The organism is Nonomuraea deserti, assembly GCF_004348685.1.
Taxonomy (GTDB): domain Bacteria; phylum Actinomycetota; class Actinomycetes; order Streptosporangiales; family Streptosporangiaceae; genus Nonomuraea; species Nonomuraea deserti.
Genome location: NZ_SMKO01000048.1, coordinates 1 through 14,592, shown reverse-complemented (window position 1 = coordinate 14,592; position 14,592 = coordinate 1). Strand labels below are relative to the sequence as shown.

Below are 14,592 nucleotides of genomic sequence, written 5' to 3'. Positions count from 1 at the left end.
CTCAGCGGGGCGGTTTACCACCCCCAGCCCCACCAGCGGCGACGACGGCATCCGCCGCACCAGCGGCGACGACGACGCCTACGGCATCCCCATCCGAGCTGGTGGCCGACCTGTGTGAACTGCGTGCTAGCCATGATTCCTCCCCCGTTGGCTAACTTGCACAAAACGGACACTAGCACCCGAATTGCGATATAGCACGGCATATTCACCATTTAAAAGAGACTTGACCAGAGAATCCCGCTGAGAACGGCACTTCGCATCGCCGTTAAATCTCATGCAAACGGGATAATGTCCTGGCAGAAGTCAGCCGAACGTCAAAGATGCTTCTGAGAACTGGTTCCAAGGAACAGGTGGGCCGATACTTTGGTTCGATGATCCGGCCGCCTCTGGCTGCGATCGTCGAGGCATGGCTATCCTCGGCATACTCCTCATGATCCAGGGCTTCGGCGGCCTCGTCGCCGGCTTCTTCTTCGACCGTCACTTCGGCCTGCTGCACCTGGTGCTCGACGGCGGCGCGCTGACGGCCGCCAGCGTCGTCGCAGGCCTGCTCGGCCTGGCACTGACCGTGTTCGGCGCCCGCGCCGAGAAATAGCGCCGAGAAGTAGCGCAGGGAAGTGGCCCTGGAGCGTGGCCCTGGGCGCCCGCGCGCCGGCCGGTGCGGGGCTCGCGCGCGCGCGGGTGCTCAGGTGAGCGAGGAGTAGGCCACCACCCCGCGCCGCATGGCGTCCATGGCCTTGACCGACGTCTGCTTGATCTTGCTGCCCTGCGGTGCGGCGCTCCCCAGCTGGCCGAGCAGGTCCATCAGCTGCTTGACCCACCGTACGAAGTCGCCGGCCGCCAGCTCGTTGCCGTTGACGCCCTCCAGGAGCACCGCGTCGAGGCTGTGCCCCTTGGCCCAGCGGAACGCCGCCCACGCGAAGCCCATGTCGGGCTCCCTGATCGTGGAGAGCCCGTGGTCGGACTCGATGGCCTCCAGCTCGCCCCACAGCCGCGCCATCGACGTCAGGGCGTCCTGGGCCCGCCCTGCGGGGATCTTGGGCCTGCGGGCGTCGTCGGCCGCCCGCGACTCGAACACGAGCGCCGACACGCACGCCGCCAGCTCGCTCGGGTCCAGCTCCTCCCACAGCCCCATCCGCAGGCACTCGGCGGTGAGCAGGTCGAGCTCGGTGTAGATGCGGCCCAGCCGGCGGCCCTCGTCGGTGACGGCCTCGCCGTCGAGGTAGCCCAGCTGCTCCAGCACCGCGCAGATGCGGTCGAACGTGCGGGAGATGACGTGGGAGCGGCCCTCGACCCGGCGGCGCAGCCCTTCGGTCTCGCGCAGCAGCTTATGGTAGCGCTCGGCCCAGCGCGCGTGGTCCTCGCGCTCGTCGCAGCCGTGGCAGGGGTGTTGCCGGATGCGCCGGCGCAGCTCGTTGACCTCGTCGTCCTCCAGCGCGTGGTCGCGGGCCCTGGGCGGCTTGCCCAGGTCGCGGTCGCCGATCTTGGCCAGCAGCGTGGAGACCAGGTTGGCGCGCTCCTTGGGCGAGCGCCCGTTGAAGTTCTTCGGGATGCGCAACTTCTCCAACGGCTCGACCGGCACGGGGAAATCGGCCGGGTCGAGCTTCTTGACCTGCTTGCCGATCGTCAGCACCAGCGGGCTGGGCCCGGCGGCGTGGCCGCGCGGGTTGCGGCCGGGGTCGAGCACGATCGCCAGGCCCGCCCTGCGCCCGCCGGGCACCCGGATCACGTCGCCCGGCTGCAGCGCCTCCAGCGACCGCACGGCGGCGGCGCGGCGGGCGGCGCCGCGCTGCCGGGACAGCTCGGCCTCGCGGTCGGACAGGCGGCGGCGCAGCGCGGCGTATTCGGGGAAGTCGCCCAGGTGGCACGTCATGGCCTCCTGGTAGCCCTCCAGCGCCTCCTCGTGCTTGCGCAGCTGCTTGGCCAGCCCCACGACCGCCCGGTCGGCCTGGAACTGCGCGAACGACTCCTCCAGGAGCGTGCGGGCACGCTCCCTGCCGAACTGGCCGACGAGGTTGACCGCCATGTTGTAGGAGGGCTGGAAGCTGGAGCGCAGGGGGTAGGTGCGGGTGCCGGCCAGGCCCGCCACCGACAGCGGGTCCATGCCGGGCTGCCACAGCACCACGGCGTGGCCCTCGACGTCGATGCCGCGCCGCCCGGCCCGCCCGGTGAGCTGGGTGTATTCGCCGGGGGTGAGGTCGGCGTGGGTCTCGCCGTTCCACTTGTCGAGCTTCTCGATCACCACGCTGCGGGCCGGCATGTTGATGCCCAGGGCCAGCGTCTCGGTGGCGAACACGGCCTTGACCAGCCCGCGCGTGAACAGCTCCTCCACGACCTCCTTGAAGGCCGGCAGCATGCCCGCGTGGTGCGCCGCCAGGCCCCGCTCCAGGCAGTCGCGCCACTCGAGGTAGCCGAGCACGGCGAGGTCCTCGTCGGGCAGGTGGGCGGTGCGCTCGTCGACGAGCTGCCTGATCTCGTGCCGCTCGCGCTCGGTGGTGAGCCGGATGCCGGCGTACAGGCACTGCTGCACGGCCGCGTCGCAGCCGGCGCGGGAGAAGATGAACGTGATCGCCGGCAGCAGCCCCTCGGCGTCGAGCTTCTCGATCACCTGCACCCGGTCGGGCGGGCGGGAGCGCTGCGGCCTGCCGTAGCCGCGCCTGCCCCGGCCCGCGGTCAGCCGCTCGGCGTCGCGCGTCACCCGCATCAGCGTGGGGTTGATGCGCGGCGTCAGGTCGTCGCTGACGAACATGTCGTAGACGCGGTTGCCGACCATCATGTGCTGCCACAGCGGCACCGGGCGGTGCTCGTCGACGATCACCGTGGTGTCGCCGCGCACCTCGCCCATCCACTCGCCGAACTCCTCGGCGTTGCTGACGGTCGCTGACAGCGCCACCAGCCGGACCGACTCGGGCAGGTGGATGATGACCTCTTCCCACACCGCGCCGCGGAAGCGGTCGGCGAGGTAGTGGACCTCGTCCATCACGGCGAACCCGAGCCCGGCCAGCGTCGCCGAGCCGGCGTAGAGCATGTTGCGCAGCACCTCGGTGGTCATGACCACGATGGGGGCCTCGCCGTTGACGCTGTTGTCACCGGTCAGCAGGCCGACCTTGGCGGTGCCGTAGCGCTTGACCAGGTCGTTGTACTTCTGGTTGGACAGCGCCTTGATGGGGGTGGTGTAAAAGCACTTGAGGCCCTGCTCCAGCGCCAGATGGACGGCGAACTCGCCGACGACCGTCTTGCCCGACCCCGTCGGGGCCGCCACCAGGACGCCGTCACCGGCCTCCAGAGCCCGGCAGGCGTCCAGTTGGAAGTCGTCCAGCGCGAAGTCGTAGAGACCCCGGAACGATCTGAGAGCGGCCCCGTCGTCCCCGTGCTTCTGACGGAAGGCCGCATAGCGTTCCGCTGGCGTTGTCATACCGGCCAGCCTACCGAAATCGCCATTCCGGTCCGTCCCGCCGGGCTTGCGGGGCCACGCGCCGGCGCCCGGGCCAGGGCTTTTACATTGTAGATCTCATACGAGCACGCGTAACGCCCCAGGCCGGACCTCGCAGTGCACCGGCACCGGCCCCACCCGTTCGCCGTCGGCGTAGGCGACGACGTCCGCCGCCTCCACCCGCACGCTGCGCACCCGCCGGATCGACACGGCACGGTGACCCACGTGCGTGCCCCGGTAGACGCTCGGGAACACCCGCAGGAACTCGGCCTTCGACACGGCGCCCAGCATCACCACGTCCAGCAGCCCGTCGTCGGGGCTGGCGTCCGGCGACACCCGCATCCCGGCGCCGTACGAACGCGTGTTGGCCACGGCCACCAGCATGGCCTCCCGCTCGATCACCTCGTCCTCGTCGAGCGTGACGCGGAACGGAATGGGCCGGAACGAGCGCAACTCGTCCACCATCGCCACGACGTATCGCGCCATCCCCGGCGGCCAGGTGAGCCGGTTGGCGCGCTCGTTGACCCGCGAGTCGAACCCGCAGCACAACACCCCGGCGAAGAGCTCGTCCGCGGGCCCGGCCACGACGCGGGCGGCGTCGACGCGCCGCGCTCTCATCCGCAGCACGGTCCTGGCGGCGGCGACGGGGTTGTCGCACGGCACTCCGAGCGCCGCCGCGATGTCGTTGCCGGTGCCGGCGGGGATGATGCCGAGCGGCACGTCCGTGCCGGCCACGGCCTGCACGGCGAGGTGCACCAGGCCGTCACCGCCGAAGGCCACGAGCGCGTCCGGGCGCTCGGCGACGGCGGTGCAGGCACGGTCGAGGGCGTCGCCGGCGTCGTCGCCGACGATCACCGACAGCTCGGCTCCGCCGGCGCGCAGGCGCCGCGCCACCGGCTCCAGCAGGCGCAGTGTGCGGCCGCCGCGCGCGGCGGGGTTGACGAGCAGGGCGAGTTGAGGGGACACGCCCGGAACTTATCGCCTATCGCCCGGAACCGGAATCCTCTTCGGCGCGGGGGGCGTCGGGACCGTCGTCGAGCGGCGTGTCGTCCCCCGTCAGCGGTGAGGCCTCGTCGTCGGACAGGTGCCCGAACTCGCTCGCCGGGTTGCGCTTCTCCCGCAGGTACATGAACAGCTCGGCCGCCGCGAACAGCAGGATCATCGGCGCGGCCAGCGCCATCATGGTGATGGGGTCGCCGCCGGGCGTGACGACGGCGCCGAACACGAACATCAGGAAGATGACCAGCCGCCGGTGCTTGGCCACCGCCTCATGGGACAGCACCCCGATGATGTTGAGGAAGACCAGCAGCAGCGGCAGCTCGAACGACACCCCGAAGATCAGCAACATGATCAGGACGTAGTCGAGGTATTCGTCGATCGAGATGGTGGCGACCGAGCCGTCGACCGAGAAGCCCAGCAGGAAGCCCAGGGCGGTGTCCATGATGACGTAGGACAGCCCCGCGCCCAGCGCGAACAGCGGGATGGCCAGCGCCAGGAACAACACCGTGTAGCGCTTCTCGGTGCGGTAGAGGGCCGGGGTGACGAACGCCCAGATCTGGTAGAGCCAGGCCGGCGACGAGAGCACCAGGCCGACCATCAGCGAGACCTTCAACGTCAGGAAGAACGACGAGAAGATGCTGTTGTAGGTCAGGCTGCACTCGCCCGTGAGCTGGTGCGACTGTGCGGTCGAGCAGTAGGGCGCCTTGAGCACCGCCCACACGGGGTCGAAGACGATCCAGCCGATGATCAGGCCCACCACGACGGCGGCGAGCGCGATGAGCAACCGGTTGCGCAGCTCGCGCAGGTGCTCCATGAGCGGCATCCGGCCTTCGGGATCGGGCTCAGGCTTGCGCTTGGGCCCCGACCGTTTCAGCAGCGCCATCACCAGTCCAGGGAGTGAGGAGGAAAGGAGGGGTCAGGGGCGCTTGTCGGCCTGGGCACTCGCACGCAGCTTGGCGGCCTGCTCCTCGAGCCGGCGGGCCTGCTCCTCCGGCGACGGCTCCGGCGCGGAGGCCGCGGCCTGGAGCTGCTGCGGCGTGGCCGGCTGCTGCTGGGCCTCGGGCTGTGCCTGCACGACGGTCGGCTTGTCGTCGTCGTCATCGTTCATCTTGCTGGTCTCGGCCTTGAAGATGCGCAGGGACCGTCCGACGCCACGGGCGAGGTCCGGCAGCTTCTTGGCGCCGAAGAGCAGGACCAAGGCCACCAAGATCAGGATGATCTCCGGAGCTCCCAAGTTCATGTGACGTCCTTCATGGTTAATGAGTGCTGTCCTTCACGACCGATCGTACGCTGCCGGGGCCGCTGCCTCATCCCTTAGCGTCCTGTTTATCCCTGAATTGCTCGTGAACCTGTGCGACTTCCCTGTTCAGGTCACGTGCGGCGGCCACCACCCGGGCGCCGGCGACCCCGAGCACGGCCAGCCCGGCCAGGCACAGCCCGGCGGCCAGGAGTATCCACGTCATGACCGGTGAGCGTACAGCGCCAGGGCCCGCTCGGCCTCCTGGCGCACGGCCTCCGCCATCGCGGGCGGCGCGACGACCCTGCCGGTGTCGCCGAGGCGCAGCGCCAGCTTGAGGATCCAGTCCTGGTCGCGGGCGCGCAGCGCCACCCGCAGCCGCCCCTCGCCCAGCTCGGTGACCTGCTCGCACGGGTAGTACTCGGCGACCCACCGGCCGGCGGCGCTGACCTCCAGCTCGACCAGTTCGTCGGTGGGCGAGGGCCGGAAGACCCCGTGGGCGAGGTCGATGGGCTCGGCCTCGGCGGGCGGGTCGGCGGGCACGTCGAGGACGTCGACGCCGAGCATCCGGTCGAGCCGGAACAACCGCATCGCCTCGGCGCGGTAGCACCAGCCCTCCAGGTAGGCGCGCCCGTCGACGACCACGATCCGCATGGGGTCGACCTCGCGCGGCGTCACCTCGTCGCGGCCCGGCACGTAGTAGCGCAGCGACAGCCTGCGCCCCCTGGTGAGCCCTTCGCGCACGCGCGGCAGGGCGTCGGGGGCGGCCTCGACGTCGACGGCGACCTGGCTGCTGACGGTGGCCGCGCCCTCGCCTGCCGCCTGCTCCAGCTTGGCCATCACGCGGGGCAGCGCGTCGCCCGCGCCCTGCATCTCGGCCAGCTGCGGGGTGGCGGCCAGCATGCGCAGCGCGACCAGCAGCGCGCTGGCCTCGTCGATGCCCAGCCGCAGCGGCCTGGCGATGGTGTCGGCGTTGTCGATGAGGATCTCGCCGCCGTCCCAGGACACGTCGATGAGGTCGCCGGGGGTGTGGCCGGGCAGCCCGCACATCCACACCAGTTGCAGGTCGTCGATGAGCTGCTTCTCGCTCAGCCCGAACATCGCTGCCACCTCGCCGACCTGCGCGCCGGGGTGGGACATCAGGTACGGCACCAGCGACAGCAGCCGCGGCAGCCGGTCGGCGGACCCGCTCATGTGAGCGCCCCTTTCAGTCGGCGGATGACGGCCTCGCGGGCGTCGGGGGGCTCGACGACCTCGACGTCGGCGCCGAGGCTGGCCATCCAGCCGGCCAGCCGCTCGGGGTCGGAGAAGGTCAGCTCGGCGTCGTCCCACCCGTCCGCACCGGGGTGCACGGCCTTGGCCAGCTGGCGCAGCCCCTCGCACGACCCCTGTCGCACGCGGATCACCGCGACCCGCTCGTCCATCGCCTCGTCGGGGAAGCCGACCATGGCCCGCACGTCGACGCCTTCGGGCACCTCGACGGCGCCCGGCTTGCCGACTGTCGTGACCTGCCCGGTGATGCGGCTGAGGCGGAAGGCGCGCGGGGCGTCCCTGCCGCGGTCGAACCCGGCGAGATACCAGCGGCCGCGCCTGCTGACCACGCCCCACGGCTCCACGGTGCGGGTGCGGACCTCCTCGCTGCCGGCGCCGCGGTAGTCGAAGCGCACCACCCGCCGGTCGCGTACGGCGTCCCACAGCGCGGGGAACGCCGGGTCGCGGGTGTCGACGCGCAGCTCCAGCGCTCCCCCGCCCATCGCCGCGCCGACGGGCTGGTCGGTGGCCACACCTCCGGCGCGCAGCTTCAGCAGCGCCCCGGAGGCGGCCTCGGCCAGGCTGGCGCGCTGCCACACCTGGGCGGCCAGCCCCAGCACGGCGGCCTCGTCGGGCTCCAGGGTGATCTCGGGCAGCTCGTACGACTGCCGCTCGATCCGGTAGCCGGGCTCGTCCTCCCACGGGTCGCGCACCACGTCGATGGGGATGCCGAGCTCGCGCAGCTCGTTCTTGTCGCGCTCGAACATGCGCTGGAACGCCTCGTCGCCGTCGCGGTCGTAACCGGGGACGGCGTGGCGGATCTGCTCGGCCGACAGCGGGCGCCGGGTGGCGAGCAGGCAGATCACCAGATTGAGCAACCGTTCTGTCTTCCGGCGCGACATCTGCCTCACTCCTCCTTCAATCGACGCTACCCTGCCCCCGTGATCAGATGGCGCAAGGGCGAGGTTGTCCGGATCCGACGCGAGTGGCCGGGAGCGGTGGAGCTGGATGTCGCCGTCCCCGAGGGGGAGTGCCGGGCGCTGGCGTATCCGCCGTTGGTCGGGCGCCCGGAACCCGGCGACGAGGTGCTGCTCAACACGACCGCGCTCGCGATGGGTCTCGGTACGGGAGGTTACGCCATGGTGGTGGCCGTCCCTAACCGTTTGCCGCAAGATCCTGACGGTCCCGGGCACCTGGTGAAGGCCCGGTACACCCCGCTGCAGGCCACGGTGCTGGGGGCCGACGAGCAGGGCTCCCCTCATCACGACCGGTTGCGTGAGGCCGACTCGCTGGACGGCATGCCGGTGATCGTGGCGGATCTGCACTCGGCGCTGCCGCCCATCCTGTGCGGCCTGTACGCCTCGGCTCCCGGCGCGCAGCCCGCGATCCGCGTCGCGTACGTGATGCTGGACGGCGGCGCGCTGCCCGCGTGGTTCTCGATGGCGGCGGCCCGGCTGCGTGAGGTCGGCTGGCTGGCGGGCGTGGTGACGGTCGGGCAGTCGTTCGGCGGCGACGTGGAGGCGGTCACCGCCCACACCGGGCTGCTGGCGGCCAGGCACGTGCTGGAGGCCGACCTGGCGATCGTCACGCAGGGGCCGGGCAACCTGGGCACGGGCACCCGGTGGGGCTTCTCGGGGGTGTCGGCGGGTGAGGCGGTGAACGCGGCGGGCGTGCTGCTGGGGCGGCCGGTGGCCGCGCTGCGGGTCAGCGAGGGTGACAGGCGCGAGCGCCACTACGGCGTCTCGCACCACTCGCTGACCGCCTACGGCCGGGTCGCCCTGTCGCCCGCCGACGTGCCGGTGCCCGAGCTGCCGGGCGAGTTCGGCGAGCGGGTCAGGGACCAGGCGGAGCTGCTGGCGGTGCGCCACCGTCTCGTCTCCGTGCCGGTGGACGGCCTGCACGAGGCGCTGCGCGCCTCTCCGGTGCGGCTGTCGACGATGGGCAGGGGTCTTGAGGAGGACCTGCCCTATTTCCTGGCTTCTGCGGCGGCCGGCAGGCTGGCGGCCTCGCTGCTGGAGTAGGAGTCCTTGAAGGTGAACGCCTCGGGGCTCGGCCCTTCGGCCTTGAGGCGTTCCAGCCGCCGCATGCCCTCCGCCAGCGGCGGGATGTGCCCTTCCGGGATCCACCACATGACGGTGTACGGCTCCGCCACGCGCAGGAACCACTCCCTGCGCCGGCGCAGCACGCCCAGGTGAGCGCTGCGGTAGACGTAGTCCCACAGCGCGTCGAGCGACTCCCACACCGAGAAGTTGACCAGCAGGTGGTCGCCGTAGTCGTGCACGACGGTCGCGGTGGGGTCGGTCTCGCTCTCCTTCAGCCGCCACACGAACCCCGGCGCCGCGTCGGCGATCGCGTTGACGGGTTCGAGCAGGGCGATGAACTCGGCGAGTTCGGGACTGTCCACGGGCGCGCGCATGTGCGCGATGTTGAGCTGGGCCAGATGCATGTCGCTCAGCACATCACCTCTCCGCCTTCTATGTCAATCTTCATTTGTTTTAGAAGCGGCGAGCGCCACGCAGCACTCCCCCGGCCGGGGGTCGAGCCGCGCCCTGCCCGGGTCGTCGCCCAGCCCTTCCAGCAGCCCCTGGCACAGGGCCAGATTGACCGAGCACACCAGCAGCGGCTGCTCCTTCGCCAGGACGTGGAACGGGCAGTTGCGCAGCCGCAGCAGGCCGTCCTCCTCGTAGGGCTCGTAGCCGCGCTCGCTCAGCACCCGCTCGACCGGCTCGCCCCGGTGCCGCCCCGCCATCCTCGCGCCGGCGTCGCGCGCCGCCCGCTCGGCCTGCTCCTCGGCGCCGAGCAGGTCGACCACACCGGCCAGGACGGAGGCGAGGGTGGTGTAGTCGCGCGGCGGCAGGCTCACCGACCGCTCGCCGCTGGCCCTGCGGTAGACCTTGGCGGGCCGGCCGCTGCCCGGCCCCTTCTTCTCCGGCCGCCGCAGGCCGCTCTCCAGCAGCCCGGCCTCGACCAGCCGGTCGAGGTGGTGGCCGGCGAGGGTCCTGGACACGCCCGCGGCCTCGGCCGCCTCTCCCCTGCCGACGTCGCCGCCGCTGCCCGCCACCACGTCGTACAGGCTGCGGCGTACGGGGTCGTGCAGCAGGGCCAGCGCGTCGAGGTCGTCGCTACTCACAGCGGGAGTCTACGAAAGCCTCCGCCCGGCACGGACGACCGGCGGCCCCGGCGGCCCCGGCCCCGGCGGCCCCGCGGCCTCAGTAGGCCGCGATGACGTCCACGACGAAGGCGAGCGTGTCGGAGCCCTTGACGCCGTACGCCGGGCTGCCGGAGCGGCCGTACCCGTAGGAGGGCGGGACGACCATCACGACCCGGCTGCCGGTGGGAACGCCGACGAGCGCCTTGTCCCACGCCTTGATCACGCCGCCGTCGCCGAGCTTGAACGCCTTGGGCCCGCCGGTCGTCCAGGTCGCGTCGAAGACGCGGCGCCGGCCCCAGATCGCGCCTTCGTACTGGGTGACCACGAGCTGCCCCGCCTGGGTCCTGCGCCCCTTGCCGCGGTGCAGCACCTTGGCCGCGAACCGGGCGGGCGGCGCGGTCGCCGGCACCGACAGCGCCGGCCGGGCGCCGCCGGAGACGCGCACGCCGGCCAGCGAGCCGCCGCGCGCCTTGACCGACGCGCCCTTGGGGTGGGCGCCGAGGATGTCGACGACGTAGAACAGCTCCTCGTCCGCGGCGATCCCCCGCGGCGGGTTGGCGCCGAAGCCGTCGCCCGGCGGGATGGCGGCGATCACCCTGCTGCCCACCCTGCGCCCCCGCAGAGCCCGCTCCAGCCCCGGCAGCAGCCGCCCCACCGGGAACGCGGCGGGGGTGCCCCGGGTGAAGCTGGAGTCGACCAGGCGGTTGTCCCTGCCGTTCCAGACGTGCGCGGTGTACTGGACGATCGCCACGTCGTCGGGGCGCAGCCGCTCGCCCTTGCCCGCGGCCAGCTCGTCGACCTGCAGCTCGTCCACCGGTTTGCCGGCGGGGAAGACGATCGTGGGCCGGGCGCCGAACGCGCCGCCCACCTTCAGCTCCATGCCGTCGGCGGCCTCGCCCGTGCAACCGGCCGGCGCGAGCAGCGCCGGAAGCAGCAGTACGACGATACGGCGGCGCATGGGTGACCTCCCGCGTGGCCCCGGCTGGGGGCTGCCGGGCCAGGCGATGCTACCGCGCCACCAGGCCGCAGATGGCGTAAGCGGCTCCGGTTCCCGGATGCGCCGTGCGTTCGGCCGTCGCATGCCAGGCCATCATGAGTCGTGCATGTTAAAATGAGGTATGCATGATTCCAACACGACGGCGAACCTGTTGGGCGCCACCGCGCTGGCGCTGACCGACGTGACGCTCGGCAGCGTGACCCGCGCCGCCGGGGTGAACGCCCGGGGGGCCACGGCGCTGGTCACGCTGTCCGCCAGCCCCGGGCTCAGCGTGTCGGAACTCGGCAGGCGCGTGGGGCTGACCCAGTCCGCCGCGGCCCGGATGGTCGATGCGCTCGAAGCCGACGGCCTGCTCACGCGCTCACCGCATCCCTTCAACAGTCACTGGGTGACCGTCTCGCTCACGGAAACGGGCTGGGCCACGACCCAGCACATCCTCGGAGCGCGGGCGACCCCGCTCAGCGGCGTGCTCGAATGCCTGGACGAAGGAGAGCAGCAGACCCTGTCCGACCTGCTGGTCAAGATCCTCACGCAGCTGTACGAGGACAACGGGAACGCGCAGTACATCTGCCGGCTCTGCGACCGGGGCGCGTGTGCCACGGAGCACTCGACCTGCCCGGTCGGTGAAGCCGAACGCCGGGACCGGCGACAGCCGGGCTGACCGCGCCCGGAGCGGCGTCCCCGCCCGGACGCCTTCGGTGCGGCGGACCGCGCCGGCCGGGCCCAGCGGCCCCTTCTACGGTGGGTCCAGCGGGCCGGAGGCACGCGGTGCGGCGCCCAGCCCGAGGGGGTTCCCAAGAAGGTCTTCCTCCCGGACGGGCGGACAGCGCGCAACGGCGGCTCACCCGCGTCCGGCAGGAGGCTCATCGGCGCGTCCGGCGTGGACGTCAGGAGATGCGCGGGGTGACCAGGCCCGACTCGTAGGCGAGGACGACGAGCTGGGCGCGGTCACGGGCACGAAGCTTGGCCATGGCCCGGTTGACATGGGTCTTCGCCGTCATCGGGCTGATCACCATGCGGTCGGCGATCTCGTCGTTGGACAGGCCCTGCGCGACGAGGACGACGGCCTCCCGCTCGCGCCTGGTCAGCTCTTTCAGGCCCGTGGCGGCCCCGATGTGACGCGGCTGGGTGACGTACCGGTCGATCAGCTTGCGGGTGATCGACGGTGCGAGCAGGGCGTCCCCGCGCGCGGCGACGCGTACGGCGTGCAGCAGGTCGTCGGGCACGATGTCCTTGACGAGGAATCCGGCCGCGCCGGCGCGCAGCGCGTCGAAGACGTATTCGTCGAGGCCGTAGTTGGTCAGGATGACGACGTGCACCCCGGCCAGGGCCGGGTCGGCGGCGATGCGCCGGGTCGCCTCGATGCCGTCGACGACCGGCATCTGGATGTCGATGAGAGCGATGTCGGGCAGGTGCTCCCTGGCCAGGGCCAGCCCCGCCTCTCCGTCGCCGGCCTCGGCCACCACCTCGATGTCGTCCTCGAGGTCGAGGAGGGCGCGGAATCCGCTGCGGATGAGCGGCTGGTCGTCGACCAGCAGGACACGGATCACGACGTCCCGTCCACGGGGAGCTCGGCTCGTACGGAGAATCCGCCCTCCCCGCGCGGTGCCGCCCGCAGCTCACCGCCGAGGGCGGTGACGCGTTCGCGCATCCCGAGCAGCCCGACGCCGGGCACCGGCACGGCGCCGGACGCGGCCTTGCCGTCGTCGTCGACCTGTATGAGGAGGGCGCCGGGCCGGTAGCCGATCCGGACCGACGCCGTCGCGGCGGCGGCGTGCCGGGCGATGTTGGTCAGCGACTCCTGGACGATCCGGTAAGCGGTCCTGTCCACCGCCGCCGGCACGCCCTGGCGTCGCCCCTCGATGGTGAGCGTCGCGTCCAGGCCGGCCGTCCGGGCCCGCTCGACCAGTTCGGGGACGTGGTCGAGCCCGTGCGGCGGGCTCCTGTCGTCGTCGCGCAGCGTCTCCAGGGTCGCCCGCAGCTCCCTGGCCGCCTCACGGCCGGCCTCCCGGATCGCCAGCAGGGCCTCCGGCACCTCTTCGCCGCGCTTGCGCGCCACGTGGACGGCGACTTCCGCCTGCACCTTGATGATCGAGATCTGGTGGGTGAGCGAGTCGTGCAGCTCCCGCGCGATGTGCAGCCGCTCCTCGTCGGCGCGGCGCCGTGCGGCCTCCTCCCGGGTGCGCTCGGCCTCGTCCGCCCGTCGCTCGGCCTGCCGCAGCGCTTCGCCCGCGGCGCCGGCCGCGATCAGCCAGGCCAGTTCGAGGGCACCCCTGGCCTGCGCGAACGCCTCGCCCGTGTCGTGCAGGCCCGAGGCCATGGCCGCGAACGGCAGGGCGGCCAGCATGATCACGCTGGCCGCCACCGTGACGGTGCGGTGTCCCGCCCGTACGGCCGCGTACACCGCGAACAGGTACGCGATGGCGGGCACGTCGAAGCCGGCCGCCTGGTAGGCCAGCGCGCACAACCCGGTGACGGCCAGGACGGGGACCGGAGCCCGGCGGCGCGCGGCCAGCGCCAGGCCGCCGGCCGTCAGCAGCGCGTAGCCGAGCAGATCGAGTGAGGCGCCGGAGCGCTGCACCGACAGCCCGGTGACCAGCAGTGTCGCCGCCACGCCGACGGCGATCGCCCCGTCCGTGACGACTGACCGAACTCCGGACCGTCCTGTGCTCATGCGCGCACCTTAACCGGAACCCGCCGCGAGCGGGTCCCGCGCGCGGACGACCGGCCGGCTACCGCGGACGCGGTACGTTCGCGGCCGCTGCGGCGGACGCGGTAGCCGGCTGTGCCGCCGGCGGCAGCGCGAATTGCCCGCGCCCGGCGGACGACAGGCGGCAGGTCCGGCGGAGATGATCGGACGACGTCCCGCCGGGGGGACGTCCCATCCGGGTGAGGACGTCCCCTCGCGGGTCCAGGACGTCCGCCGCAGGTCGGACGTCCGCCACGGGGTCCAGGGGACGTCTGCGGCGGGTCGGACGTCCCGTCACAGGTCCCCGGACGTCGCGCCACGGTGAGGACGTCCCGCCCCGGGTTCAGGACGTCCTGCGGCGGGTCGGACGTTCCGTCGCAGGTTCTATGAAGTCACACCTCAGGTGAGGACGTCCCGTCACAGGTCCCCAGACGCCCCGCCACAGGTGAGGACGTCCCGTCGCAGGTTGAGAAGGAGTGCCTCATGTCCGTCCGACGTGTGCTTGCCGCTGCCGGAGCCGCCCTGTCCGGAGTGGTCTGGTCGGCCGCGCCGGCGGCCGCTCACGCCCTGGCTCCGGCCGACCCGGCCGGTCTCTACGCCATGAGCGCCGGGCGGCTCGGGGCCATCGTGGCCGCGCTGTCGGGGCTGGCCGGCGTGGTCGTCGGGGGGTGGGCCCTGGCCCGTACCTCCGGCCGTACCCGCTCACGCAGAGCCGTCGTGGCCCTGGTGGCGGGGCTGGCCGGCATGGCACTGGGCGGGCTGGTGGTGGCGACCGCCGACGGCGGCCTCGGCACCGGCAACGGGCTGGGCGGGGGCATCGTGGCCCTGGTGGTGGGGC

Annotated in this window: 16 protein-coding genes; 4 read left to right on the top strand and 12 right to left on the bottom strand. The window is 72.3% G+C overall.

The window, feature by feature from the left end:
• The first annotated feature begins 406 nt into the window (after window positions 1–406).
• Window positions 407–592, top strand: coding sequence for a hypothetical protein (locus tag E1292_RS51215; RefSeq protein ID WP_165974631.1), 186 nt, complete (start codon window positions 407–409; stop codon window positions 590–592).
• Between the two features lie 90 nt (window positions 593–682).
• Here E1292_RS51215 and E1292_RS19510 read toward each other — a convergent pair whose 3' ends face one another.
• The 7 genes from E1292_RS19510 to E1292_RS19485 all read right to left on the bottom strand — a co-directional run bounded on the left by E1292_RS19510 (window position 683) and on the right by E1292_RS19485 (window position 7,819).
• Window positions 683–3,412 (bottom strand): DEAD/DEAH box helicase, encoded by a 2,730-nt coding sequence (locus E1292_RS19510; RefSeq protein WP_132596655.1) that lies wholly within the window; start codon window positions 3,410–3,412, stop codon window positions 683–685.
• Window positions 3,413–3,508: 96 nt separating this feature from the next.
• Entirely contained in the window at window positions 3,509–4,396 is an 888-nt protein-coding gene (locus E1292_RS19505) for a diacylglycerol/lipid kinase family protein (protein WP_132596654.1), read from the bottom strand.
• A 16-nt stretch (window positions 4,397–4,412) separates the two neighbouring features.
• Window positions 4,413–5,312: a twin-arginine translocase subunit TatC gene (tatC, locus tag E1292_RS19500; protein ID WP_246090205.1), complete on the bottom strand. Its 900-nt coding sequence runs from the start codon at window positions 5,310–5,312 to the stop codon at window positions 4,413–4,415.
• A gap of 33 nt (window positions 5,313–5,345) precedes the next feature.
• Complete coding sequence (gene tatA / locus E1292_RS19495) at window positions 5,346–5,669, bottom strand: Sec-independent protein translocase subunit TatA (protein ID WP_132596653.1); 324 nt, start codon at window positions 5,667–5,669, stop codon at window positions 5,346–5,348.
• A gap of 67 nt (window positions 5,670–5,736) precedes the next feature.
• Window positions 5,737–5,892, bottom strand: a complete 156-nt coding sequence (locus E1292_RS51210; protein WP_165974630.1) for a hypothetical protein — start codon at window positions 5,890–5,892, stop codon at window positions 5,737–5,739.
• Entirely contained in the window at window positions 5,889–6,860 is a 972-nt protein-coding gene (locus E1292_RS19490) for a helix-turn-helix transcriptional regulator (RefSeq protein ID WP_132596652.1), read from the bottom strand. The genes E1292_RS51210 and E1292_RS19490 overlap by 4 nt, the downstream gene beginning before the upstream one ends.
• A complete protein-coding gene (locus E1292_RS19485) occupies window positions 6,857–7,819 on the bottom strand; it encodes a helix-turn-helix transcriptional regulator (protein ID WP_132596651.1) in 963 nt (320 codons plus the stop codon). The genes E1292_RS19490 and E1292_RS19485 overlap by 4 nt, the downstream gene beginning before the upstream one ends.
• Before the next feature lie 39 nt (window positions 7,820–7,858).
• Here E1292_RS19485 and E1292_RS19480 point away from each other — a divergent pair, with 39 nt between their 5' ends.
• A complete protein-coding gene (locus tag E1292_RS19480) occupies window positions 7,859–8,938 on the top strand; it encodes a DUF3866 family protein (protein ID WP_132596650.1) in 1,080 nt (359 codons plus the stop codon).
• On the opposite strand, the gene E1292_RS19475 is transcribed toward E1292_RS19480, so the two are convergent.
• The 3 genes from E1292_RS19475 to E1292_RS19465 all read right to left on the bottom strand — a co-directional run bounded on the left by E1292_RS19475 (window position 8,884) and on the right by E1292_RS19465 (window position 11,026).
• Entirely contained in the window at window positions 8,884–9,375 is a 492-nt protein-coding gene (locus tag E1292_RS19475) for a DUF3291 domain-containing protein (protein ID WP_132596649.1), read from the bottom strand. The two genes, E1292_RS19480 and E1292_RS19475, sit on opposite strands and share 55 nt — an antisense overlap.
• Before the next feature lie 21 nt (window positions 9,376–9,396).
• A complete protein-coding gene (locus tag E1292_RS19470) occupies window positions 9,397–10,047 on the bottom strand; it encodes a helix-turn-helix transcriptional regulator (protein ID WP_132596648.1) in 651 nt (216 codons plus the stop codon).
• A 79-nt stretch (window positions 10,048–10,126) separates the two neighbouring features.
• Window positions 10,127–11,026: an FKBP-type peptidyl-prolyl cis-trans isomerase gene (locus E1292_RS19465; RefSeq protein ID WP_165974629.1), complete on the bottom strand. Its 900-nt coding sequence runs from the start codon at window positions 11,024–11,026 to the stop codon at window positions 10,127–10,129.
• Between the two features lie 160 nt (window positions 11,027–11,186).
• On the opposite strand from E1292_RS19465, the gene E1292_RS19460 reads away from it, so the two are divergent.
• A complete protein-coding gene (locus E1292_RS19460) occupies window positions 11,187–11,726 on the top strand; it encodes a MarR family winged helix-turn-helix transcriptional regulator (protein WP_132596646.1) in 540 nt (179 codons plus the stop codon).
• Window positions 11,727–11,952: 226 nt separating this feature from the next.
• Here E1292_RS19460 and E1292_RS19455 read toward each other — a convergent pair whose 3' ends face one another.
• Window positions 11,953–12,615 carry a response regulator gene (locus tag E1292_RS19455; protein WP_132596645.1) on the bottom strand — a complete coding sequence of 221 codons (663 nt, stop codon included), beginning with the start codon at window positions 12,613–12,615 and terminating at the stop codon, window positions 11,953–11,955.
• Window positions 12,612–13,739: a sensor histidine kinase gene (locus E1292_RS19450; RefSeq protein ID WP_132596644.1), complete on the bottom strand. Its 1,128-nt coding sequence runs from the start codon at window positions 13,737–13,739 to the stop codon at window positions 12,612–12,614. Before E1292_RS19450 ends, E1292_RS19455 begins: the two co-directional genes overlap by 4 nt.
• A gap of 498 nt (window positions 13,740–14,237) precedes the next feature.
• Here E1292_RS19450 and E1292_RS19445 point away from each other — a divergent pair.
• Window positions 14,238–14,592: DUF6223 family protein (locus tag E1292_RS19445; protein WP_132596643.1), on the top strand; the 355-nt coding region annotated here is incomplete at its 3' end.